The sequence below is a fragment of the Mesorhizobium sp. WSM4307 genome, assembly GCF_007003945.1.
GTDB lineage: Bacteria > Pseudomonadota > Alphaproteobacteria > Rhizobiales > Rhizobiaceae > Mesorhizobium.
The window spans coordinates 14,908-36,158 of the sequence record NZ_VFTB01000001.1; the positions used below are offsets into that span (position 1 = coordinate 14,908).

The window sequence follows — 21,251 nt, forward strand, 5'->3', positions numbered from 1 at the left end:
GACCTTACTCTCTGCTTTCCTGCGCCAGGGCCCTCGCATGCCCGGCGCCCCTCCGCATCCTTCCGTTCAGCTCACTGCTTCGTCACGCCCGACCCGCCGACATTGACCGTGATCGCTGGCGGTGGTGGCGGCGGCGGTGGAAATTTGTAGTTCTGGGCAACGGCGGCGGCGCGCGTGCCATCGCCCTCGATATGCGTGTTCCTCGAAGCCGGATTGAGCGGGTCGACCGTCTGCAGCATCGAATTGAACTTCTGCGTGTCGCCGGCGGCCAAGGTCACCGTGTCGTAATGGTTCAGATAGTCCGCGGCGCAGCCTGACAGCAGGCCGGTGCACAGAATGAGGATCAAGGCGCTATTTCTTGACATAGAGCATCTTGTCCTTCGATTTGAAGTCGAGCATGTGGCCATAAGGGCCGGTGACGCCGTCGCCCGTTTCGTATTTTCGGATCATGTCCTTGTTCACCTCGAGCTGGCCGAGCACGAAGAATTCGGGATCGTTGGCGGGCCGTGTCTTGTCAAAAGGTGTTGCCAGCTGTTCCCCGGGCTTCACCGGCCGCACGACATGCGGCGTGACGATGACGACCAGTTCGGTCTCTTCCTTCTGGTTGCTCGAATTGCGAAACAGCGTGCCGATGACCGGCACCTGGCCGAGCCACGGCACCTGGTTCTGCAGCTTGGTGGTCTTGCTGGACAGCAGGCCGCCGACGGCGAAGCTCTGGCCATCGCGCAATTCGACGACGGTATCAAGCTTGCGATTGGTGAAGATCGGGTCGCCGGCGGTGGTGAAGCCGGTCAGGTCGCTGACCTCCGGCGCCAGCTTCATATGAATCTTGCCGTCGTCGAGTACGACCGGCGTGAACAGCAGATTGACGCCGAATTGCTTGTACACGATGCTTATCTCGCCATCTTTGTCGAGAGTGCGAATAGGCACTTCACCGCCAGCGTTGAAGCTGGCCGGCTCGCCCGAAAGCGTGGTCAGATTGGGCTCGGCCAGCGTGCGAACCACACCCTTGGCCTCTAGCGCCTCGATGACCAAGTCGACCTTGATGTTGTTGTCGATGACTCGGGTGATCAGCGAGGCGAAGGGATTGCTGTTCGAGAGGAGGCCGCCGACCAGTTCGCCTGCGCCGACACCGAGCGGTGTTCCTGTTCCAGCTGCAACGCCGGTTCCGACCTGGGTGGTGCCGCGGCTGTTCGTGCTCTGGATCGAAACGCCGAGATCGCGGCCGGCGTTGCGCTTGGCTTCCAGCACGCGCACTTCCAGATTGACTTGCTGGCTGTCGTCGACGGTGACGGAGTTGATGATGGCGTCGGGACCGTATTGCTGGGCCACCTCCATGATGGCCGCCAGCGTGGCGCCATCCTTGACGTGGCCGCCAAGCCTGACCCTGCCATTGATCGAACCGATTTCGATGCGCGCCTTTGGCGCCACCTGGCGGATCGCCTGCGCCATGTCGCTGACGTCGAGGCCGACCTCGATCTGGATTACGCCCAGCGAGCGCTTTTCAGGTGAGAACAGATTGACCGTGGTGGTGCCGGCGCCCTTGCCGATGACATACAGCGTGCGGTCGGTCATCGGCTGGGCATCGGCGATCTTCTCGTCGCCGACGACGATATCGCCCAGATTGGCGCTCACCTGCACCGTCACCGATTGCGACACCGGCAGGAAGATACGGTGGACGCTGGGGTTGGACACGTCGATGAAACGGTCGGCCGCGTCGGCCGCGAGGCTCGATAGCAACAGCGCTGCCAGACAGGACAACGCGGCCGCAACCATCCTTACGCAAAACCTCTGCATCCCCGTCTCCCCACTGCTGCTACCGCTGGCAGCCCCACTTCATTGGCCGCATCTTATCATGGTTGTCGCGGCACGTCATATGTCTCGAGCTTCACACCCCGGAACACGCCCACTGACACATTTTTCGGTGGCTCGGGTTGCACGTATTTGACCACTTCCTTGACTTCCGGAGCCGAGGCAACGGCCGGAGCCGGCTTGACCTTGCCCAACTCGTCAAGGCGGCTTCCCACCTTCTCCACGGCCTGGGTGAGCCCGGCAATTCTGTCATCGGCGCGCTTACGCTCCTCGGCAGCCGCAGCTTCGGCGGCTGCCTTTCTGTCGAGCTCGGCCTGCCTTTTGGCGACGTCTTCCGGCGTTTCGCCGCTCAGGTCGGAAAGCGTCACCCGTTCGGTCGTCTCGCCCTTGCTGGCCGCCGCCTGGCGCAGCGCCAGCGACAATTGGCCGGCGCCTGCCGCCAGCGTCAGCTTTTGCGCGTCCCTGGTGCTGGCCTCGAGCGTCACGGACTTCACCACCGTCGGGCTGTCCTTGCTTTCGTCGGCCACCTGGTCGATGGCGAGCACCTTCATGCTCTGCAGCAGCACGTCGACGAAACTCTTATCCGTACCATCATCGCCGCGCGCCGTGCGGGTGAGTAGAATATCGACCCGGTCGCCCGGGAAGACGAAGCCGGCGACACCGAGCACGTCGTTGACGCGGATGGACACGGCCTTCATGCCTTGGCCGAGCACCGCCGAAAGTGTGGCGCGCTGGCCGGGGCCGGTGATCTTGGTGGCAAGAATCGGCTCATTGACGCCGATCGCTTGCAATGCCTGCTTGGCACCGTCGCCAGCTAACAGGTCTTTTGTTGACTTGAATGCCCCGGCTGGAACCGCGCCCGCCGGCCATGCGACTTCGCGCAGTTTATCTGCGCTCAGAGCGTCACCGAACTTCAGCGGCATTGCGGCAACCACGACCGTGCTGCCTTGTACGATCCCCGTTTGCGCCATGGCGCTACGCTGGCCTGCAAGCCAGATATTGACCAGCACAACGGCCAAGACGCCGAACACGCCGGCGAGAACGATCATGATAAGCGTATTGGCGCGCATGGCCCAAACCCCGAAAAAGGCAGCAGAACGGCCGAGTGATCCGAGTGTTTTCAGGCCCGGATTTGATCCGGGCCTGAAAATCGGAAGTTGATCAGGTACCGACGCCCGTGGCTGCGACGCAGGTGCCAGGCCCATTGTCGAGGGCGGTGCAGAGGGCGGAGAACCGGGCGTTCACCCATTGGCCGATCGCGATGACAGTAAGGATCGATGCAACGGCGATAATGCCGATAAGGATGGAATATTCGACCATGGCAGCGCCGTTTTCATCGTCGCGGAACTGCCGGGTCATCGTCATGAGCTTCTTCATGTCAATTTCTCCCTTTTGGAGGTTTGAACCCGACGAGACAGAGCCAAGGATGAACCCCATACCCAAGCATCCCCCGTCATCTCGATCCTAGGTCTCGAGAATTTGCGGAGTCAAACGGGATTAATGGTTCCTTAACTTTCCAATACATCAACTCTGGAGTTCCGGGTGACGTTAAATTCCAGCAACAGCTTGATTCGTCTAATTTTTCAAGCGCTCTTAACCATTCGTTCACAATTATGTCGCTGGGCTAATTAAGCCACAGATACTTTAGCTGGATGGCATATTCCTTTATATCTAAGGGGTTAGGGGAAGACTGCCGGGTGGCCGGGTGACCTGAGCACGCAGGGGTTGCGGAATACCCCGCAGCTTTAAGTCGCCATGATATTTGAGTGGCGCGGAGGCCGAAATAAGAACGATATTTCCCGGCGGAGGTCCTTAACTATGTTGAAAGTATTGCGTGCGCGCCCGCGTTCGGGCGCTTGTGCCGCACGTGGTTAATGTTTAGTTTCGACTAATAAGCGTCGAAGGGGAGCATAGGGGATTATGCTGGGGCGATTCATCAAGGGGGCGAGCGAACAGCAGGCAGTGTCAAAGACCGAGCAGCTGGCGGTGCAGCCTGTTGCGCCGGCTCTTTCGCCAGCCGCTGATATTGAATCGCATGGCAATGATTTTCTGACGCTCAAGGTCGAGCTTCATCGCCATTTGATCGATCGGTTCAATCTGACCGCCCTTGAAAATGCTTCCAAGGATGAGATCCTCAATGAGATCCGCCCCATCGTGCGGGAGTTCGTGCGCGGCCGCACGGTTCCGCTCAACGCGCGCGAACTCGACCAACTGACCAGCGACACCGCCGACGAGATGCTGGGTCTCGGGCCGATCGAACCGCTGCTCAAGGACGATTCGATTACCGACATTATGATCAACACCCACAGGCGCGTCTTCATAGAGCGGCGGGGCATGATCGAAGAGACGGCGATTCGTTTCCGCGACGAGGCGCATCTGCTGCGCGTCATCAACAAGATCGTTTCGGCGATCGGCAGGCGTGTCGATGAATCGTCACCCATGGTCGATGCTCGCCTCGATGACGGCTCGCGTGTCAACATCGCGGTGCGGCCGATCTCGGTTGACGGCCCGCTGGTCTCGATCCGCAAATTCTCCAAGAATCCCTATTCGCTCGAGCGTTTGATGGCATTCAATTCGATCCGGCCGCCGATGATCGAACTGCTGCGCATCGCCGTGCAGGCGCGCAAATCGATCCTGGTTTCAGGCGGCACCGGCAGCGGCAAGACCACTTTGCTCAATGCATTGTCGAGCTACATACCCTCGAAGGAACGACTGATCACCATCGAGGATGCGGCCGAACTGCAATTGCAGCAGCCGCATGTCGGCCGGCTGGAGACGCGCCCGCCCAATGTCGAGGGCAAGGGCGAGGTGCGCCAGCGCGAATTGCTGAAGAACGCGTTGCGCATGCGGCCGGACCGCATCATCGTCGGCGAGGTGCGCGGCGAGGAGGCCTTCGACATGCTGCAGGCGATGAACACCGGCCATGAAGGCTCGATGACCACCATCCATGCCAACACGCCGCGCGATGCGATCTCGCGGCTCGAACAGATGGTCGGCATGGCCGGCATGCCGATGACGCACGACTCGATCCGGGCGCAGATTGCCTCCGCCATCGACATTATCGTCCAGACGCAGCGTCTTTCGGACGGCGGCCGGCGTGTCACCTCCATATCGGAACTGACCGGCATGGAGGGCAATGTCGTGCAACTCCAGGAGATCTATCATTTCGTCCGCCGTGAGGTCACAGCCGAAGGCAAAGTCATCGGAGATTTTCGCGCAACCGGCGTTCGTCCGCGCTTCGCTCCGGAGGCCGCGACGCTTGGCCATCATTTTGCCAAGGACGCCTTCAACCCGCAGGTTGCCCTCTGATGCCGACCGGTCAAGCTCTGCTGTACTTCATCTACATGCTGGCGGCAGCCTCGGTCATTCTGGCAGGCGAAGCTCTCTATCTTTCTGTTGCCGGCCGCCGCTCTCGATCTCTAGCAGTCAATCGCCGATTGAAGCGACTCGCTGGCGAAGTTCCGGCCGAACAGACGTTGCAGGGATTGCTGCGGGAGCGTGGTCTCACCGACTCTGGCGACTTTCTTTTTGGAATGGTCTGGTTGAACAGGCTCTATACGCAATCCGGCATTACTGGAAATCCGTTGACCTTCGCCGCGACATTCCTGCTTGCAGGGCTGGCGATGGCGTTGCTGCTGCTATTCTTCAATTTTTCTACTTTGGCGTCGCTTCTTACTTTTCTGGTCCTAGGGCTTGTCCTGCCGCTTCTTGTCCTCCGGCGAGCCCGCAACAAACGGATCCGGAAATTTGCCAAACAGCTGCCGGATGCGCTCGACATGATCATTCGTTCGCTGCGCGCCGGACACCCGACTTCCGTCGCGATCGCTCTGGTCGCGCGCGAGATGCCCGATCCCCTCGGCACCGAGTTCGGCATCGTTTCCGATGAGATCACCTTTGGCCTCAGCATCGAGCAGGCCGTGCGAAAGCTTTCGCAGCGTGTAGGCTTCGAGGGCCTTCTGTTGCTGTCGGTATCGCTGTCGATCCAGGCCAAGACGGGCGGCAATTTGACCGAAATTCTGTCCAATCTTTCCTCGGTTCTGCGTGAACGGCAGAAATTGCGAATGAAAATCAGGGCGCTTTCGGCTGAAGGTCGCGTCTCCGCGTGGATCATTTCCTTGTTTCCTATTGTGATGTTCTTCACACTTCAAATCCTTGCCCCGGCCTATTACGGCGCCGTCTGGGGCAACCCGCTCGTCTTCCCGATATTTCTGCTTTTTGGGTTGTGGGCGCTGCTTGGCGACTTCATCATGTACCGGATGGTTACTTTCGATTTTTGACTGGGAGCGACGAAGAAATTGTTTTCGAACATTCAGGACCTGGGCTTCTTGGTGTCCATTGCCGTCTTTGTGGCGGCGGTGTCCTTCTTCCTGTTCGGTGCGCTTGTCTTCTTGCCGGCGCTGCAGACACGAAAGCTCGTCGCGCAGAGCCTGGTGGGCGAAGGAATTACAGACCGCCGATCGATGCTCGGACAAGACCAGCTTGCCAAGCTTGCGGCGCAAGGGCCGGTCGATGCCTACTTCAAGTCGATTGAGAAGGAACGGGAAGAGCCAAACGCCTTGGAAGCGAAGCTGTTTCGCGCCGGCTTTTATCAATCAAGCGCACCGCTGATTTATACGCTGTCCCGCCTTGTCGCAGTCTGCATCGGTTTTCTGGCAATGTATGCGATCCTGTCGCGGGTTCTGCCGCCGAACCTGCCGGGTTTCATCACCCTTGCCGGTTCTGCCCTGTTCGGCCTCGCCTGCATGATAATTCCCTCCATTCTGCTCGACCGCTTCGAGAACAGCCAGAAACAAATCTATCGTCGGGCATTCCCCGACTTCATGGACATGATGATCACCTGCGCCGATGCCGGCATGAGCCTGGAGGGGGCAGTCGAACGCGTCAGCCATGAAATGGCCGCTACCCACAAGTGGCTGGGAATACAGCTGTCGATCATGAACTTGCAGTTGCGTGCTGGCAAGCCGTTGCGGGAAGCGCTGCGCGAACTCTCCGATCGCATCGGACTTGAGGAGGCGCGGGCATTGGCTGTCCTGTTCCGTCAATCGGAAGAACTCGGCACCAGTCTCACCGATGCCTTGCGTGTTTATAGCGCCGAGATGCGTGCCCAGAGAATTCTGAGCGCCGAGGAGCGTGCCAATTCTCTACCGGTAAAGATGATGATTCCGTTGGGGCTTTGTATTTTCCCTGTGGTTATGATGGTTATCATGTTACCGGTGATCATCCGTATGAGGGGCATTATCTTCTAATTGCATGTATGATCTGATTCTAATATGAGGTCCGAGAGCCTTGGGGGAATCTGTATGAAGAGGGCTATCGCGGCGGCGTTCTGCCTGTTGACGGTTTTGCTTGCTGGCTGCCAGACGGATGCCACCGACGGTGTCGTCCGCACCAACGAGCCGTCGAAAGGCGACGTGACGTCTTTCGGCGATGCCTTCGATGGGCTGAAGACGGTCGGCAACGTCGAATATTACGCCTCGGACCAGGCCGTCGCCGAAGCCAAGAACCAGTTCCGCGCGGAAAATTACGGCAATGCCGGCGCGCTGTTCTTCAAGGCGACGCAACTGGCGCCCAATGATGGTAACGCCTGGATGGGGCTGGCCGCCTGCACAGATCGGATCCACCGCTTCGACCTGTCCGACCGGGCCTATGCCAGGGCCTTCAAGCTGGTCGGTGCTTCGCCCGAATATTACAACAATGTCGGCTACTCCTATCTGCTGCGCGGCAAGCTGCAGGATGCACGCTCGAATTTCCTCAAGGCCTATGAACTGGCGCCCAACGACCCGACCGTCGCCAACAATCTGAAGCTTTTGTCGTCCAGCGTGCAGAACATCGAGCGCTAGTATGTTGCTTGTCGAAGGGCTGTTGCTGAAGGCGCTCGCGATCCCCCTCCTCGGATGGATTGCGTGGTTCGACTTCACCACCCAGAAGATAGCCAATCGTGATGTGCTGCTGCTGCTCTGCCTTGGGGCGGGATCGCTGTTGCTGCTGCTGCTCCGGTCCGGATCGTGGTGGGACATGGGGCTGAGCGCCATGGCCGGTCTTCTGTTGTTTGTCGCACTCTTCCCGTTTTGGGCACTGCGCAAGGTTGGCGCCGGCGATGTCAAGCTGATGGCGGTCGTGCCTTTTCTGATCGGCGGGAGCGGCCTTTTGCCGTTTTCCATGCTGTTGCTGGTCTTTGCCGTTATCACCGTGTTGGTGGTGAAAGCCCCATTCATGCTGCCTGAAGGCGTGTTTCGGCTCTACGTCCAGCATATGGATCGCAAGGGCGTTGTGCCGTTTGGGGTGCCGATCTCGCTGGCCGCGATCTGCACCGTAGCCTTGCAGATTTACGAAAGTGTGGTGCTGGCTAGCAGCTCTGGAATATTGGATCAGCTTAACTGAACCTCGCAGTCCGCTTTGCTGTATTCGCCGCGCCGCGTGAGGAGTCTGGCATGCATTACCTCCCTTGTTCGGGACTGAGCATCTTGCCGAGCAACCAGGTCGATGGCTAAATAGACCACCACAGGGGGAGGAGGCATCATGGCACTTCACCTTTCGGCGGATACCCCGGCTTCAGTCGCGGTCGCCCCGCAAAAATATCTCTTTGGGCCGTTCATCGACTTCTTCATGCTTGGCGGCAGCGCGCTTCTCATCCTGCCGGTCCTGTATTTCCTGCCGCTGCGGTATGAAGCCAGCGTGACGCTGACGATGTTCTTGCTCTCGCACCTCATAAACCAGCCGCATTTCGGTCATTCGTACCAGATCTTCTATCGCAATTTCGCGCGCAAGGTGCGCGGTCAGGGTTACGGCCGGAGCCTTCAGATCCGCTATATTCTCGCGGGCATTGTCGTTCCGCTGGCGATGATTGCCTTCTTTGCCTTTGGCGCGCTGACGGGCAACGCCCGCCTGCTCGGCAACGCGACGAACGCGATGGGCTTTTTCGTCGGCTGGCATTACGTCAAGCAGGGTTACGGCATGCTGATGGTGGATGCGGTGCTGAAGCGCAAATTCTTCAGTGATCAGGACAAGAAGGTGTTGCTGTTCAACGGCTACGCCGTCTGGCTGTTCGCCTGGCTTCAGACGAATGTGGTGATCACCCAAAGGCAGTTCTGGGGTCTGGACTATTACACCTTCGCGGTGCCGCCATGGCTCATCACCATCGCCATGTCGATCGCCGCCGCCTCCTCGGCGGCAACCGCCGTGATGTTCATCAACCGCTGGCGCAAACATGGTGGCGCGCTGCCCTATAACGGCGTCGTCGCCTACGTCGTGTCCCTCTATGCCTGGATCCTGTTCGTGACGCTGAACCCGCTCTGGCTGCTTGTCGTGCCGGCGATGCATTCGTTGCAGTATCTGGCCGTGGTCTGGCGCTACCAGACCAATGTCGAGCGCGACCGCGCGGATGCCGTCGAGAAGGCGCCGTTGAAGGTCTTCGCCATTCTCGGACCACGCTACAGGCTGCGCGTGCTGGCCTTCATCCTGGTCGGTGCAATCCTCGGAGCGCTCGGTTTCTGGCTGGTGCCGATGGCGTTGACCGACCTGGTTCCCTACGACAAGGCCGTATTCGGCTCGTCGCTCTTCCTCTTCATCGCCTGGATCTTCATCAACGTGCACCACTACTTCCTGGACAATGTCATGTGGCGGCGCGGCAATCCGGAAGTCTCGAAATATCTGTTCCGCTGAAGCGGTCAGTTGAAGTCATTCCGGGGCAGGGAAGGTTCGGTCCTGGCGCGAACACGATTCGTTAACCAAGATGCTGTTCATCGACAGGACGAGGACGGATGCCCGCGTGCCTGGTGGGGCCTGTTCGAAAGAAGGCCGCTTGCGGCGAAGTCGTCAAATCGCCCGAAACAAGAACAATGTGCAAGGCATGAACGTGACTGAAAGCGAACAGAACGCGTCCGGCGCCTCCCATCGTTGGACATGGTTGCCGGCCATTGCCGTCGCGTTGCTTTGCCTGTGCGTCACCGGTGCGTTCGCCGAGACGCGCGCCTTGAAGATCCAGCATCTGCATACCGGCGAGAAGGCGGAGATCGTGTTCAAGCGCAACGGGCGCTACGATCAGGCGGGATTGAAGAAGATCAGTTTCATGCTGCGCGACTGGCGCCGCAACGAGCCGACCAGGATGGATCCGCGCCTGCTCGACCTCGTCTGGCAGGCTTATCGTGCCAGCGGCTCGGCCGGCTATATCCATGTCGTCAGCGCCTATCGCTCGCCGGCGACCAACGCCATGCTGCGCAGCCGCTCTAAGGGCGTGGCCCGGGAAAGCCAGCACATGGTCGGCCGCGCCATGGATTTCTTCCTGCCGGATGTGCCGCTGAAAAAGCTGCGCGACATCGGCCTCAGGATGCAGGGCGGCGGCGTCGGTTATTATCCGACCTCCGGTTCGCCTTTCATTCACATGGATGTCGGCAATGTGCGGCATTGGCCGGGCATCAGCCGCCAGGAACTTGCCAGGGTCTTCCCGAACGGCAACACACTGCATGTGCCGAGCGACGGCAGGCCGCTGCCCGGCTACGACCAGGCGCTTGCCGCCTACAAATCGCGCAAGGCCGCCGGCACGCCCAACATCGAACTGGCAAGCGCCGACGGCGGCCAGCGCAAGTCGCGCGGCCTGCTGGCGACGCTTCTGGGCGGGCGCGGCGCCGACGAGTCCGAGGATATCGCCGAAGCAGCGCCCGCGCCACGCAAACCGGCCAAGTCCGTTGAACCCAAGACCGCGGGGCAAGGCATCGCCACCGTGCCGCCGCAGGAGGCCCAGCGGGCGGACATCCAGATGGCTTCCGCCGGTGCGGCCGAAGAACCGCTCGTCGAGCAGAAGGGCAAGTCGCCGGAAGCGATCGTCATGGCCATGGCGCCCAGCGCGGTGCCGTTGCCCGCCTTCGCCCCGCGCGCCGTCGCCACGGCCAGCATTGCGACCCCGCAAAACGCAACGTTGGCGATGGCCAGCGCGTCCACGGCGCGGGCCGAACTCTCCGCGCCCAAGCCGGTGGTGGCCAATGCCGAAATGCCCTTGGGCAAGACGGATGCCGCTGCCGCGAGCGCTGCGCCGGACATGGTGGCGCTCAACATCCCGTTGCCGACAAGGCGGCCGCGGAATGAGGCAAGCGCCATGCGTCAGCCGGAAGCGGTCAAATCCGCCGATGCCGTCGCTGCATTGCTGGCCATGCACCACCCCGATACCGTCCTTGATGGATCGGCCGCTCAGCAGGTTGCCGTCCCGGCACCGAAACCCGAGGATCGTGTCAGGACCAGCCCCAAGGCCGATCGTGTCCAACCACGCCTCGATACCGAGGCCACCGCCGTGATTGCGCCCGTGGCGGGACGCGGCATCCCCGGAGGAACCGGCGCGGCAGCAGCGCCCATCATTGCAGCCAATTTCATCCGCACGGCGCCGGAGCAGGTCTATCTCGACGGATTTCAGCCACGGGGACAGACGTCGGATCACCGCCGCTTCACCGGCTCCGCGGTGAAATTCCTGCCCATCGCCAGTTTCAAATAGGGGGCGAACGCTCCCGAGCGGATGCCATCTCGTCGCCATGGCATTGGCGAGACGCGGTGTGCCAATATCGGCATTTGCACTGGTGGCTCGCCTGTGATCCAAGGCGACGATAAATCCCAGGCTTTGCAGTTGGAGCGCTGAATGACCGGATGGACACGCCGCGGGCTCTTGAAAACGGCCGCCATCGCTGGCGCAACCGGAGTGGGGCTTTCGGCCATCGGCAGGCTTGGCAGCCTCGCCGCTGCGAGCCCGGAACCGGTGGTGCTGCAGACGACCAAGATCCAGGCCAGGCTGATGGATATCGGCCCGACCAACAATGTGCTGACCTATGGCGATGCCGGAATGCCGCCGGTGCTGAGGATGAGGAAGGGCGAACCCTTCGCGGCGCGTCTGGTCAACGCCATCGATGATCCCACGACCATCCACTGGCACGGCATTCGCCTGCCCAACAAGATGGATGGCGTGCCCTTCCTGGTGCAGCCTTACGTCTACACCGGCGATCATTTCGACTACGCCTTCACGCCGCCCGACGCCGGCACCTTCTGGTATCACCCGCATTGCAATACGCTGGAGCAGATGGGCCACGGCCTGACCGGCGTGATCGTTGTCGAAAACCCGAACGATCCGAAATTCGACGCCGAATTCGTCCTCAATCTGCGCGACTGGCGTCTTGGCGACGACGGCCAGTTCATCGACCAGTTCCGGCCGCGCGATGCCGCGAAAACCGGTACTTACGGCACGGTGCGCACCGCCAACTGGCTCGACCAGCCGCACTATGACGCGCCGGCCGGAGGCCTGGTGCGGCTGCGTGTCGCCATCACCGATGTCACGCGCATCTATGCCTTTCGCGTCGACGGCGCCGAGGCGATCGTGATGGCGCTGGACGGCAATCCGGTACCTGAGCGTTTTTCGCCCGATGCCTTGCTGCTTGGGCCGGGGCAGCGCATGGAGCTCGCCATCCGCATGCCCGATCAGGAGGGCGCGGTGGTGAGCCTGCGCGATGTCAGGGGCACCAAGCCCAAAATCCTGGCGACCGTGCGCGCGACGGGCAGTTCGCTCAAGCGGGATGTTCGCGATGTTGCACCGCTGGAGGTCAATCCGGTGGCGGAGGTGGATCTCGCCGCCGCCCAGCATATTTCGCTGGCGCTCAGCGCCACGGCGGAAAACGTCCCGAGCGACGGCATCTGCGGTTCGCTCGGCTACAGTTTCTGGGCCATCAACAAGGTGCCGTGGCCAGGCGATACATCCGATCCGACCGCGCCGCTGGCCGAATTGAAGCTCGGCAAAAGCTATGTCATCGACATGGAGAACCTGACGCCGCAATCGCACCCGATGCATCTGCACGGCATGAGCTTCAAGGTGCTGTCGTCCTCGACGCGGCCGGTGCAGCCGGTGATTTCGGACACCTATCTTATCCAGCCCAACGAGAAGGTTCAGCTCGGCTTCGTCGCCGACAATCCCGGCGACTGGCTGCTGCACTGTCACATCATCGAGCACCAGAAATCGGGCATGACGAGCTACGTCAGGGTGGTCTGAAGCCAGGTTAGAACGGTTTCGTTGGCAAAAGCGGGTGGTTCCCTGCTATTGCCGCATCCAAAATCAAGAACCATGGACATCTCACGCATGACCAATGTCGCCTTGACCGGGCTTGCCCGCGATCTCGCCAGCCGCGCCGCCGAGGGTCGTCCGGTGCGCATCGGTGTTATCGGTTCGGGCGAGATGGGCACCGACCTCGTCACGCAAGGCATGCTGATGCCGGGCATTTCGGTCTGCGCCGTCTCGACGCGGCGCCCGCACACCGCGCGTGACGCCATCCGCATCGCCTATGGCGACGAGGCGATGGCAGTCGAGGCAGACGCGGCATCGAAAGTCACCGCGGCCATCGAGGCAGGAAAGATCGCCGTCACCTCCAACGAGATGCTGGTCACCAATCCGCTGATCGACGTCGTCATCGACGCCACGGGAAAACCCGGCGTCGCCGCCGATTTCGACCTGATGGCGATGGAGCATGGCAAGCATCTGGTGATGATGAATGTCGAGGCCGACGTCACCATCGGCTGCTATCTGAAGCAGCAGGCCGACCGGCTTGGCGTCGTCTATTCGGTCGGCGCCGGCGACGAGCCGTCGAGCTGCATGGAATTGATCGAGTTCGCCTCCGCCCTCGGCCTGACCATCGTCTCGGCGGGCAAGGGCAAGAACAACCCGCTCAACCACGACGCCATGCCCGACGACTATCGCGAGGAAGCGATCCGCCGCAACATGAACCCGCGCATGCTGGTCGAGTTCGTCGACGGTTCGAAAACCATGGTCGAGATGTGCGCCATCGCCAACGCCACCGGCCTCGTGCCCGATGTGCCCGGCATGCATGGCCCGAAGGCCGACCGCGACGATCTCGTCAAGGTGCTGATCCCGCGCGAGGATGGCGGGCTGTTGTTGAAAAAAGGCGTCGTCGACTACACCATCGGCAAGGGTGTGGCGCCCGGTGTCTTCGTCATCGTCGAGGCGACGCATCCGCGCATCATCGAGCGCATGGACGATCTGCATATCGGCCACGGTCCCTATTACAGCCTGTTCCGACCCTATCATCTGACATCACTGGAAGTGCCGCTGACCGCCGCCCGTATCGTGCTTTTCGGCAAGCCCGATATGGTGCCACTGCCAAGGCCGGTCGCCGAGGTCTGCGCGGTCGCCAAGCGGGACTTGGCAGCCGGCGAGACCTTCGACGCCATCGGCGAGACCTGCTACCGTTCCTGGACCATGACCGTCGGCGAAGCCCGAGCCCAACGCGCCGTACCGGTCGGCCTGCTCGAGGGCGGCAAGGTGCTGAAACCGGTCAGGAAGGGCGAACTGCTGACCGCCGACAACGCCGCGCCCGACCCGATGACGAAGCTGTTCGCCTTGCGCCGGCTGCAGGACGAGATGCTGTACGGAAAATAGGTCGCTGTGTCGCCGTCATGACAGTGCACTATCTTGTAGTGGCAAATGTCGCCGAGGATCGACTAATGAACCTCCAGATCAGAGACCCGCGTGCGCGTGAACTGGCACAGCGACTCGCTGCCAAACGCAAGATTTCAATGACCGAAGCGGTTATCGAAGCGCTTGAGTCGGAACTGGAACGGGAAAGCGGACGCATTCCCCTGGCGAAGCGGCTGGCTGCGATCGCGGATGACCTTAAGACCAAAGCCGGCCGCGGCGGCCGGCCTGTGAGCCAGGATGAGATCGACGACATGTGGGGACATCCCTGATGTTCGTCGACACCTCCGTGGTCGTCGCAATTCTTTCGGCAGAAGCGGATGCCGGCGAATGGAGTAACAGGATCGCCGCAGCACCACGCAAGGTTACTTCCGCGCTGGTCGTGCTTGAAGCAGCGATGTGGGTTTCCACCATGCTTGCTATCGAGCCGCTGGTTGCGGAAACGGCGATAGACGCGTTTCTGCGCGAAGCCGAAATCGAAATCGTGCCGATCGGCGCCGGCGATGCCAAACTCGCCATCCAAGCGTTTTCAGACTACGGAAAGGGACGTGGGCACCCCGCGCAGGTCAACCTTGCCGATTGCTTGTCCTATGCTTGCGCGAAGGGCCACGGCTCAGTTTTGCTCTACAAAGGCAACGACTTCTCACATACGGATCTCGCTTAGCCGGACATCCGCTCTATTTCCCCAGTTCGATCGACCGCAGCCGAGCCGCCTCGACTGCCTGTGTCAGCAGCTTGGTCAGCCGATCCTCGCCCATCAGCACGCCAAGCGCCGCTGCCGTCGTGCCATTGGGGCTGGTCACCTGCTGGCGCAGCACGCCCGGTTCCTCTTGGCTTTCGGCGGCAAGCGAGGCGGCCCCATAGACCGTCTGCATGGCGAGCAGCCTGGCGGTTGCACTAGGCAGCCCCGCCTTCTCGGCGGCCACGGTCAGCGCTTCGATGAAGTGGAAAATATAGGCCGGCCCCGATCCCGACACGGCGGTCACCGCATCCATCAGGCCCTCGTCGTCGATGGTGGTCACTTCGCCGCTGGCCGACAGCAGGTCGGCGACAAAGCGCTTGGTATCATCGGAGACGAGCGGGTTGGAAAACACCACCATCATGCCCTTGCCGATGGAAGCCGGCGTATTGGGCATGCAGCGCACGACAGGCGCGCGGCCGCCGAGGATGTCCTCGAAGGTGGCGAGCGGCGTGCCGGCGGCGATGCTGACGAATGTGGTCCGCCCGTCGCCAAAACGCTTGTAGGCGGCGGTGACGTCGCGGATCACCTGGGGTTTTACCGCGATGACGACGAGATCGGGCACCGCATCGGCTGGAATCTCATTGGCATCCGCTGATGTGGCGCAGCCGAGCGTCGCAGCGCGCTGGCGCAACTCCGCATTGGGCTCGACCACGAAAACCGCCGAGGGCGCGAGCTTGCCGGATTTCAGCCAGCCCGAAAGCATGGCGTAACCCATATTGCCACAGCCGGCGAGAACAAGCCTGATCGTCATCGAAAGCCCTCCGAAGGAAGGCTTTGACATAGACGCTCACGGTTCCCTGGGGAAGCCCCTGTCAGGCCGGGCGGCAGCCACGCACCGGGATCGGCCGCAGCGACACTTGCCTCAGGCCAAGCACGCCGAGCACGAAGAACAGCCAGACCGGGTCGCCGCGATGGAAGAAGAAGCTTTCGAGGAAAGCGTTGAGCGCGGTGAACAGCACCACCATCATGAAGAAGTCGCCGAGATAGATATTTTCCTTGCGCAGCGGAATGCGCATGTAGTCGCGCAGCGGCGCGATGAGGAAGGTGTAGACCGCCACGCACAGGGCGGGAATGCCCATTAGCACGGCGATGTCGAGATAGCCGTCATGGCCGTGCACGATGGTCCGGATGTCCCACGGCCGGTCGAAGGGCTGGTCCTGGTTGAGCAGCAGCGGCGTGCCCCAGAAACTCTCATAGCCGTAGCCGGTCCATGGTTTCTTCGCCAGCATCGAGCCGGCGAACTCCCACAGCGTCGTGCGGCCGGTATAGGTCATGTCGGGAAAATAGATCGCCGCCAGATGCTTCACCGGCGGCAGGAAGACGATGCCCAGCGTGCCGACCGCGGTGGCGATGATCGCCAGTGTAAACAGGATCGGCGTGCCGAGCCGCATGCCCATCAGGCTCGGCAGAACGACGATCAGGATCGAGAACGGCACCAGGCCGGCGGTGGTCTTGGAGCCTGTGTGCAGCATGAAGATCATCGCCGCGCAGAAGATTCCCGCGCCCCACCAGCGTTGCCCGCGCCGATAGAGGTAGAGGCCGGCGAAACTGAAGCAGGCCATGATCGGGCCGGCGATGTTCTTGTGGGTGAACACGCCGCGCCACAGGCCCGCATGTTCGGGCTCCTGGGAATCGGCCGTGTGCAGCGCTTCGAGCGGAAAGACGATCAGGCCGACATAGGAAAGGCCCATCACCACCACGGCGGTGAAGATGATGACTTTCGAGAAGGACTCGGCGTCACGCGGCAGGGCCAGGATCGTTGCCATGGTCAAGATGCCGATCATGGTGAAGGACGCGGCGCGCATCGCCGAGGGCGGGTCGGTCGCCAGCACCACCGACAGGAAGAAGAAACCCAGCATCAGCACCCAGGACAGGCTGAACAGCGAGCGCACGATGCGCGGATCGGCAAAGGCCATCAGCGAGAAGATCGAAACGGCGCCGAGCGAACCGAAGCCGAGCTGGTTGACGATGTCGCCGCCGTCGCCGGTGAGTTCGGCGCCTGCGGGCTGGAACGGGCGGAAGGACACCATGATGACGGTGAACAGAAGTGCGGCGATGGCCGTCGCCACGCCGTCGCGCGTGAACGCGTCGCTGAGCGGCGCGCGCTCAGTTTTTCTCGGGCTGGCGATACTGCTCATTGGCATATCCGAATTCGGCCAGCACGCGGCCGAGCGCCACATGGACGGGGTAGATGGCGATCGCCGGCGATCCTGTGCGCGCCAGCCGGATCAGGCCGCGAAACGGCGAAGCGGCCAGCAGCGCCAGGCTTTTCGCCAACACCTTGGCGCCGGCCAGCGGCGTGCCGGCGCGCTTCTTCTTCTCGACCAGCGTCGAGATCACGCCGTTGCGTAGGCTGCGGGCCCGGACCCAGTTGGCCTCGACGCGCCGCGCCGGGACGGTCTCGCGAACCTTGGCCTCGGCACACCAGCCGAGCACAAAGCCCTTCTGCGCCGCCCGGCTGAGAAAGTCGGAATCGCCGCCGCCCATAAAGTTGAATCTGAGATCGAGGAAGGGCGGCCCCATGGCGATCAGCACGTTGCGCCCGACCAGAAGATTGCCGGACGAATAGAGCGCCGGCACGCGTCCCGTCTCGCGGTAGGGCGGCGCGAACACCGGATGCTCGGCCCATCTCGCATGGGCAGCGTCTGCGAAGACAGGCACTTGCGGGCCGCCGACAATATCGGCGCCGAGCGTCTCGGCAGCCGTGCACATGCGTTCCAGCCAGTGCGGATCGGCGATCTCGTCATCGTCGATGACCAGCAGATGCCTGAAGTTCGGAAAGTGCAGGATCGCCGTCTGCCAGCCGGCATTGTAGGCGCTGCAATTGCCGCGCTCATGCGCGATGATGACCATGCCCGGCATCTCGCCGCGCTCGACCAGCGGCAGCACCGCCTTGGCGCCTTCCCGCGCCTCGGCTTCGTTCTCCATGACGATGACGGCAAAGCGCCTGCCGGTCCGCTGCGCGCGCAGCGAAGCCAGCGTTTCCAGCACCTGTTCGGGCCGCTTGAAGGTAGGCAAGGTGACGACCGCTTCGACAGCCTCCACGTTAAGCCGGGGAGACCGTCCAGCGATCGATACCGAACCATCCGATGGCAAAGGGATCATCCGTGTCCAACCACATGGTGAGTCGCGTTCTGGTAGCACCACGGTGATAAGGTTTCGTTAATCACCTTGCACGGAGAGGCCCGTCGGGCAGGGGCGTTCGGCCGTTGATTGTGCTCGCTTAATCAAGGGTTCACCGCGTTTTGCTACCGGCTACACCACAGGATAGGTGAGATGCATCTGCTGTTCGTTACATCGATCGTGCCCGACGGCGCTCTCGCCTCGGGCTACGAGATCGCCAATGCTGCGATCATCGCTGCGTTGCGGCGCGCCGGCGCGCGCGTCACGGTCATCGGTTTCACCTGGCCCGGGAAGGCCGCGGCCGATTCGGAAAACACCGTGGTGCTGGGTGCGATCGACGTGCGCACGGAAAGCGCCTCAGCGCTGCAAAAGCTCGCCTGGGTCGGCAAGGCCATGCTGTCGGGCCTCACCTTCGCCTCGGTCAAGCTGCGTGCGGTGTCCGAGCGCGAAGTGCAGGCCGCTCTCGAGCGGGCCGGGCCGTTCGATGGCTATGTGCTGAATTCCGTCCAGTTCGCCGGCGCCTTCGAAAAGCTCTTCGAAGACAAGCCTTCTGTCTTCGTCGCCCACAATGTCGAGCATCTCTCGGCGCGGGAGAACGCGGCTGCTGCCGGCGGCCCCTTCCAGCGCCTGCTGTTCCGCCGCGAGGCAAGGCTGCTCAAGGTCGTGGAAGAGCGTCTCTGCCGCCGCGCGCGCTTTGTCTTCACGCTGGCCGAGGAAGACCGGGCGGCACTCGGCGTCGCTGCCGCTGACCGATCGGCGGTGCTGCCGCTGGTGACCGGCGCCAAGGCGCCAACCCGCAACGGCCCGCGCCGGATCGACTGCGACGCTGCGTTGATCGGCACCTGGACCTGGCAGCCGAACCGCATCGGCCTGGACTGGTTCCTGGGCAAGGTGGTGCCGCATCTGCGGCCCGGTTTTCGCATCCGCATCGCCGGCCACATGCCCTCAGGCGTCACCTCGACGCATCCGGGCGTCGAGTTTGTCGGCCGTGTCCCGGATGCCAGGGCGTTCGTGTGCGGCGCGGCTGTCATCCCGCTGATCAGCACCGCGGGCAGCGGCGTGCAGCTGAAGACCATCGAGACCTTCGAACTCGGCCTGCCCTCGGTCGCCACCAGCCGCTCATTGCGCGGCATCGACCATCGCCCCGACAATTGCATCGTCACCGACGATCCGGCCGGCTTCGCCAGGGCCCTGGAGGCTGCGGCCGCCGGCGTCCGGGACGTCGATGGCGGCGCGTTCCATCACCAGCAGGTCAAGGCGCTGGACGTCGCCATCCGGCTCGGCTTGGAAAAACTCGGGGCCGTCAGGCAGGAGGTGTTCGCATGAATATGCACACCGCCCGCGCCGCATTCGGGCTCGACAGCTTGAAGACGATCCTTGGCATCTCCGTGCTCGCCATCCGTTGGGACGATGCCATCGCCCTGCTCACCCGCCTGATCGCCGAGCGGCGCTTCACCAAGGTCAGTTTCCTCAACGCCCACAATGCCAACATCGCCCATTCAGACCCGGCCTTCGCCGAGGCGCTCGACGATTTCCTCATCCTGCCGGACGGCATCGGCGTCGATCTCGCCGCACGGCTCCTCTATGGCGCGCCCTTTCCGGACAATCTCAACGGCACCGACTTCGTGCCGGCCTTCTTGCAGGCCTCGACGCGGCCGCTGACCGTCGGGCTGCTCGGCGCGACGCGTGTCAACGCCGAGGCGGCGTCGGTCAAGCTGGCGGCCCTTGCCGTGCAGCACAATTTCGTGGTCATTCATGACGGCTATTTCTCCGCCGCGCAGGAGCCGGAGATCATCGGCCGGATCGCGACGCTGCGGCCCGATATGCTGCTGGTCGCAATGGGCGTGCCCCGCCAGGAACTGTGGATCGCCCGCCACATCGACGAACGCCACTGCACGATGCCGGTCGCGGTCGGCGCTCTGCTGGATTTCCTGAGTGGCTCGGTGCCGCGCGCGCCGCTCTGGATGCGCCGCCTGCGCCTGGAATGGCTGTTCCGGCTGGCGGTCGAGCCGGGCCGGCTCTGGCGCCGCTACGTCGTCGGCAATCCGGTGTTCCTGTGGCGGGTCGTCAAGCAGAGATGGTCGCATGGCGCCGAAACGGCCGGAGAGCTCCGTTGAACAAAAGGTTCGTTCCAGACGCTCTCGTCGACCCTGGCCTGTTGCCGAAGACGCCGACGGCGGCGGTGGTGACGGCAAGCTACGCGCCGGATTTCGAGCGCTGCCGCCTGTTGTGCGAGACACTTGACCGGCATGTCTCCGGCGCCGCGCACCATTACATCCTGGTCGAACACCGCGACGTCGCGCTTTTCCGGCAGTTGGAGACTGGCCGGCGCACTGTTGTCGACGAGCGCGACGTGCTGCCGCGCTGGCTGCGCGCCTTCGACGATCCGCTCAGCCTGTTCCGCCGACGTGTCTGGTTCAGCCTGAAAACGCAACCGCTGCGCGGCTGGCACGTGCAGCAGCTGCGCCGCATCGCCATTGCGGCGCATGCCAGGGAGGACGTTCTGGTCTTCTGCGATTCCGACGTCGCCTTCCTGAAGGCCTTCGACTGCACCGCCTTCTGGCGCGACGGCAAGGCGCGGCTGTTCCGCCGCGACGGCGTGCTTGCCGATGACGGTCACGACGAGCATCGCGTCTGGTCGCGCAATGCGGGTTCCGCGCTCGGCATCGACCCGTCGCGGACGTCGACCCACGATTATATCTCGACGCTGATCGCCTGGCGCCGCGACACCGTGCTTGCCATGTGCGGCCAGATCGAGAAGGTCCATGGTCGCGCCTGGGTCGAGGTGGTCGGCTCGGCGCGCAGATTCTCCGAATGCATGATCTATGGCCGCTATGTCGACGATCTGCTGGACGGCGCCGGTCACTTCCACGGTTCGGAGGAATTCTGCCGCGTCCACTGGACGGGAGAGGCGTTATCGGACGACGAGTTTCGCCGCTTCGTTGCCGGCATGGCGCCGGAGCAGGTGGCGATCGGCATGCAATCCTTCATCGGCACCGATATCGGCCGCATCCGCCGCTTGATCGGATTGGGTTAGCCTGAGCAGGAATTCAGGTTAGGACGAGCCGAAAACAGTGGCTTCCGAGAACCGGAGCGGAGCGTACTACAGTACGTAAGCAC

Annotated in this window: 21 protein-coding genes; 14 read left to right on the top strand and 7 right to left on the bottom strand. The window is 62.4% G+C overall.

Features of this window, described 5'->3' with window-relative positions; translation table 11 throughout:
• Positions 1-71: 71 nt before the first annotated feature.
• The 4 genes from FJV83_RS00070 to FJV83_RS00085 all read right to left on the bottom strand — a co-directional run bounded on the left by FJV83_RS00070 (position 72) and on the right by FJV83_RS00085 (position 3,189).
• The gene (locus tag FJV83_RS00070; protein ID WP_246691758.1) at positions 72-347 is read right to left on the bottom strand and encodes a hypothetical protein; all 276 of its coding nucleotides are present in this window, start codon (positions 345-347) and stop codon (positions 72-74) included.
• 4 nt (positions 348-351) lie between these two features.
• A complete protein-coding gene (locus tag FJV83_RS00075) occupies positions 352-1,797 on the bottom strand; it encodes a type II and III secretion system protein family protein (RefSeq protein WP_142886915.1) in 1,446 nt (481 codons plus the stop codon).
• A 56-nt stretch (positions 1,798-1,853) separates the two neighbouring features.
• A complete protein-coding gene (gene cpaB / locus FJV83_RS00080; protein ID WP_142886960.1) occupies positions 1,854-2,882 on the bottom strand; it encodes a Flp pilus assembly protein CpaB in 1,029 nt (342 codons plus the stop codon).
• 91 nt (positions 2,883-2,973) lie between these two features.
• On the bottom strand, positions 2,974-3,189 hold the full coding sequence (locus tag FJV83_RS00085) for a Flp family type IVb pilin (protein WP_015319173.1): 216 nt from the start codon (positions 3,187-3,189) through the stop codon (positions 2,974-2,976).
• Positions 3,190-3,732: 543 nt separating this feature from the next.
• Between FJV83_RS00085 and FJV83_RS00090 the strand changes: the two genes are divergently transcribed.
• The 11 genes from FJV83_RS00090 to FJV83_RS00140 all read left to right on the top strand — a co-directional run bounded on the left by FJV83_RS00090 (position 3,733) and on the right by FJV83_RS00140 (position 14,930).
• Positions 3,733-5,121, top strand: a complete 1,389-nt coding sequence (locus FJV83_RS00090; protein WP_142886916.1) for a CpaF family protein — start codon at positions 3,733-3,735, stop codon at positions 5,119-5,121.
• Positions 5,121-6,089 carry a type II secretion system F family protein gene (locus FJV83_RS00095; RefSeq protein ID WP_142886917.1) on the top strand — a complete coding sequence of 323 codons (969 nt, stop codon included), beginning with the start codon at positions 5,121-5,123 and terminating at the stop codon, positions 6,087-6,089. Before FJV83_RS00090 ends, FJV83_RS00095 begins: the two co-directional genes overlap by 1 nt.
• A gap of 18 nt (positions 6,090-6,107) precedes the next feature.
• Complete coding sequence (locus FJV83_RS00100) at positions 6,108-7,058, top strand: type II secretion system F family protein (RefSeq protein ID WP_142886918.1); 951 nt, start codon at positions 6,108-6,110, stop codon at positions 7,056-7,058.
• A gap of 54 nt (positions 7,059-7,112) precedes the next feature.
• A complete protein-coding gene (locus FJV83_RS00105) occupies positions 7,113-7,652 on the top strand; it encodes a tetratricopeptide repeat protein (protein WP_142886919.1) in 540 nt (179 codons plus the stop codon).
• Between the two features lies 1 nt (position 7,653).
• Entirely contained in the window at positions 7,654-8,193 is a 540-nt protein-coding gene (locus FJV83_RS00110; RefSeq protein ID WP_142886920.1) for a prepilin peptidase, read from the top strand.
• A 138-nt stretch (positions 8,194-8,331) separates the two neighbouring features.
• A complete protein-coding gene (locus FJV83_RS00115) occupies positions 8,332-9,474 on the top strand; it encodes a hypothetical protein (protein WP_142886921.1) in 1,143 nt (380 codons plus the stop codon).
• A gap of 187 nt (positions 9,475-9,661) precedes the next feature.
• Complete coding sequence (locus tag FJV83_RS00120; RefSeq protein WP_142886922.1) at positions 9,662-11,293, top strand: DUF882 domain-containing protein; 1,632 nt, start codon at positions 9,662-9,664, stop codon at positions 11,291-11,293.
• A 141-nt stretch (positions 11,294-11,434) separates the two neighbouring features.
• Entirely contained in the window at positions 11,435-12,829 is a 1,395-nt protein-coding gene (locus tag FJV83_RS00125; protein WP_142886923.1) for a multicopper oxidase family protein, read from the top strand.
• A gap of 87 nt (positions 12,830-12,916) precedes the next feature.
• Entirely contained in the window at positions 12,917-14,230 is a 1,314-nt protein-coding gene (locus FJV83_RS00130) for an NAD(P)H-dependent oxidoreductase (protein ID WP_095790209.1), read from the top strand.
• Positions 14,231-14,295: 65 nt separating this feature from the next.
• Positions 14,296-14,538 carry a type II toxin-antitoxin system VapB family antitoxin gene (locus tag FJV83_RS00135; RefSeq protein WP_095793655.1) on the top strand — a complete coding sequence of 81 codons (243 nt, stop codon included), beginning with the start codon at positions 14,296-14,298 and terminating at the stop codon, positions 14,536-14,538.
• Positions 14,538-14,930: a type II toxin-antitoxin system VapC family toxin gene (locus tag FJV83_RS00140; protein ID WP_142886924.1), complete on the top strand. Its 393-nt coding sequence runs from the start codon at positions 14,538-14,540 to the stop codon at positions 14,928-14,930. Before FJV83_RS00135 ends, FJV83_RS00140 begins: the two co-directional genes overlap by 1 nt.
• A 13-nt stretch (positions 14,931-14,943) precedes the next feature.
• On the opposite strand, the gene proC is transcribed toward FJV83_RS00140, so the two are convergent.
• The 3 genes from proC to FJV83_RS00155 all read right to left on the bottom strand — a co-directional run bounded on the left by proC (position 14,944) and on the right by FJV83_RS00155 (position 18,113).
• Positions 14,944-15,759, bottom strand: coding sequence for a pyrroline-5-carboxylate reductase (proC, locus tag FJV83_RS00145; RefSeq protein WP_142886925.1), 816 nt, complete (start codon positions 15,757-15,759; stop codon positions 14,944-14,946).
• A gap of 61 nt (positions 15,760-15,820) precedes the next feature.
• Positions 15,821-17,146 carry an O-antigen ligase gene (locus FJV83_RS00150; protein WP_142886926.1) on the bottom strand — a complete coding sequence of 442 codons (1,326 nt, stop codon included), beginning with the start codon at positions 17,144-17,146 and terminating at the stop codon, positions 15,821-15,823.
• Entirely contained in the window at positions 17,115-18,113 is a 999-nt protein-coding gene (locus FJV83_RS00155; RefSeq protein WP_095793652.1) for a glycosyltransferase, read from the bottom strand. The genes FJV83_RS00150 and FJV83_RS00155 overlap by 32 nt, the downstream gene beginning before the upstream one ends.
• A 171-nt stretch (positions 18,114-18,284) precedes the next feature.
• Between FJV83_RS00155 and FJV83_RS00160 the strand changes: the two genes are divergently transcribed.
• The 3 genes from FJV83_RS00160 to FJV83_RS00170 are packed head-to-tail and all read left to right on the top strand — an operon-like array spanning position 18,285 to position 21,168.
• Positions 18,285-19,457 (top strand): glycosyltransferase family 4 protein, encoded by a 1,173-nt coding sequence (locus FJV83_RS00160; RefSeq protein WP_142886927.1) that lies wholly within the window; start codon positions 18,285-18,287, stop codon positions 19,455-19,457.
• Positions 19,454-20,248: a WecB/TagA/CpsF family glycosyltransferase gene (locus FJV83_RS00165; RefSeq protein ID WP_095775477.1), complete on the top strand. Its 795-nt coding sequence runs from the start codon at positions 19,454-19,456 to the stop codon at positions 20,246-20,248. Before FJV83_RS00160 ends, FJV83_RS00165 begins: the two co-directional genes overlap by 4 nt.
• Positions 20,245-21,168, top strand: a complete 924-nt coding sequence (locus FJV83_RS00170; RefSeq protein ID WP_142886928.1) for a DUF6492 family protein — start codon at positions 20,245-20,247, stop codon at positions 21,166-21,168. The genes FJV83_RS00165 and FJV83_RS00170 overlap by 4 nt, the downstream gene beginning before the upstream one ends.
• The last annotated feature ends 83 nt before the right edge of the window (positions 21,169-21,251 follow it).

What these genes read in the sequence shown, in the direction of transcription:
- FJV83_RS00160 (WP_142886927.1), top strand. Translation starts at nt 18,285, where the DNA reads ATGCATCTGCTGTTCGTTACATCGATCGTGCCCGACGGCGCTCTCGCC.
- FJV83_RS00115 (WP_142886921.1), top strand. Translation starts at nt 8,332, where the DNA reads ATGGCACTTCACCTTTCGGCGGATACCCCGGCTTCAGTCGCGGTCGCC.
- FJV83_RS00125 (WP_142886923.1), top strand. Translation starts at nt 11,435, where the DNA reads ATGACCGGATGGACACGCCGCGGGCTCTTGAAAACGGCCGCCATCGCT.
- FJV83_RS00105 (WP_142886919.1), top strand. Translation starts at nt 7,113, where the DNA reads ATGAAGAGGGCTATCGCGGCGGCGTTCTGCCTGTTGACGGTTTTGCTT.
- FJV83_RS00130 (WP_095790209.1), top strand. Translation starts at nt 12,917, where the DNA reads ATGACCAATGTCGCCTTGACCGGGCTTGCCCGCGATCTCGCCAGCCGC.
- FJV83_RS00085 (WP_015319173.1), bottom strand. Translation starts at nt 3,189, where the DNA reads ATGAAGAAGCTCATGACGATGACCCGGCAGTTCCGCGACGATGAAAAC.
- FJV83_RS00075 (WP_142886915.1), bottom strand. Translation starts at nt 1,797, where the DNA reads ATGCAGAGGTTTTGCGTAAGGATGGTTGCGGCCGCGTTGTCCTGTCTG.
- FJV83_RS00095 (WP_142886917.1), top strand. Translation starts at nt 5,121, where the DNA reads ATGCCGACCGGTCAAGCTCTGCTGTACTTCATCTACATGCTGGCGGCA.
- FJV83_RS00110 (WP_142886920.1), top strand. Translation starts at nt 7,654, where the DNA reads ATGTTGCTTGTCGAAGGGCTGTTGCTGAAGGCGCTCGCGATCCCCCTC.
- FJV83_RS00155 (WP_095793652.1), bottom strand. Translation starts at nt 18,113, where the DNA reads ATGATCCCTTTGCCATCGGATGGTTCGGTATCGATCGCTGGACGGTCT.
- proC (WP_142886925.1), bottom strand. Translation starts at nt 15,759, where the DNA reads ATGACGATCAGGCTTGTTCTCGCCGGCTGTGGCAATATGGGTTACGCC.
- FJV83_RS00140 (WP_142886924.1), top strand. Translation starts at nt 14,538, where the DNA reads ATGTTCGTCGACACCTCCGTGGTCGTCGCAATTCTTTCGGCAGAAGCG.
- FJV83_RS00135 (WP_095793655.1), top strand. Translation starts at nt 14,296, where the DNA reads ATGAACCTCCAGATCAGAGACCCGCGTGCGCGTGAACTGGCACAGCGA.
- FJV83_RS00165 (WP_095775477.1), top strand. Translation starts at nt 19,454, where the DNA reads ATGAATATGCACACCGCCCGCGCCGCATTCGGGCTCGACAGCTTGAAG.
- cpaB (WP_142886960.1), bottom strand. Translation starts at nt 2,882, where the DNA reads ATGCGCGCCAATACGCTTATCATGATCGTTCTCGCCGGCGTGTTCGGC.
- FJV83_RS00090 (WP_142886916.1), top strand. Translation starts at nt 3,733, where the DNA reads ATGCTGGGGCGATTCATCAAGGGGGCGAGCGAACAGCAGGCAGTGTCA.
- FJV83_RS00120 (WP_142886922.1), top strand. Translation starts at nt 9,662, where the DNA reads ATGAACGTGACTGAAAGCGAACAGAACGCGTCCGGCGCCTCCCATCGT.
- FJV83_RS00150 (WP_142886926.1), bottom strand. Translation starts at nt 17,146, where the DNA reads ATGAGCAGTATCGCCAGCCCGAGAAAAACTGAGCGCGCGCCGCTCAGC.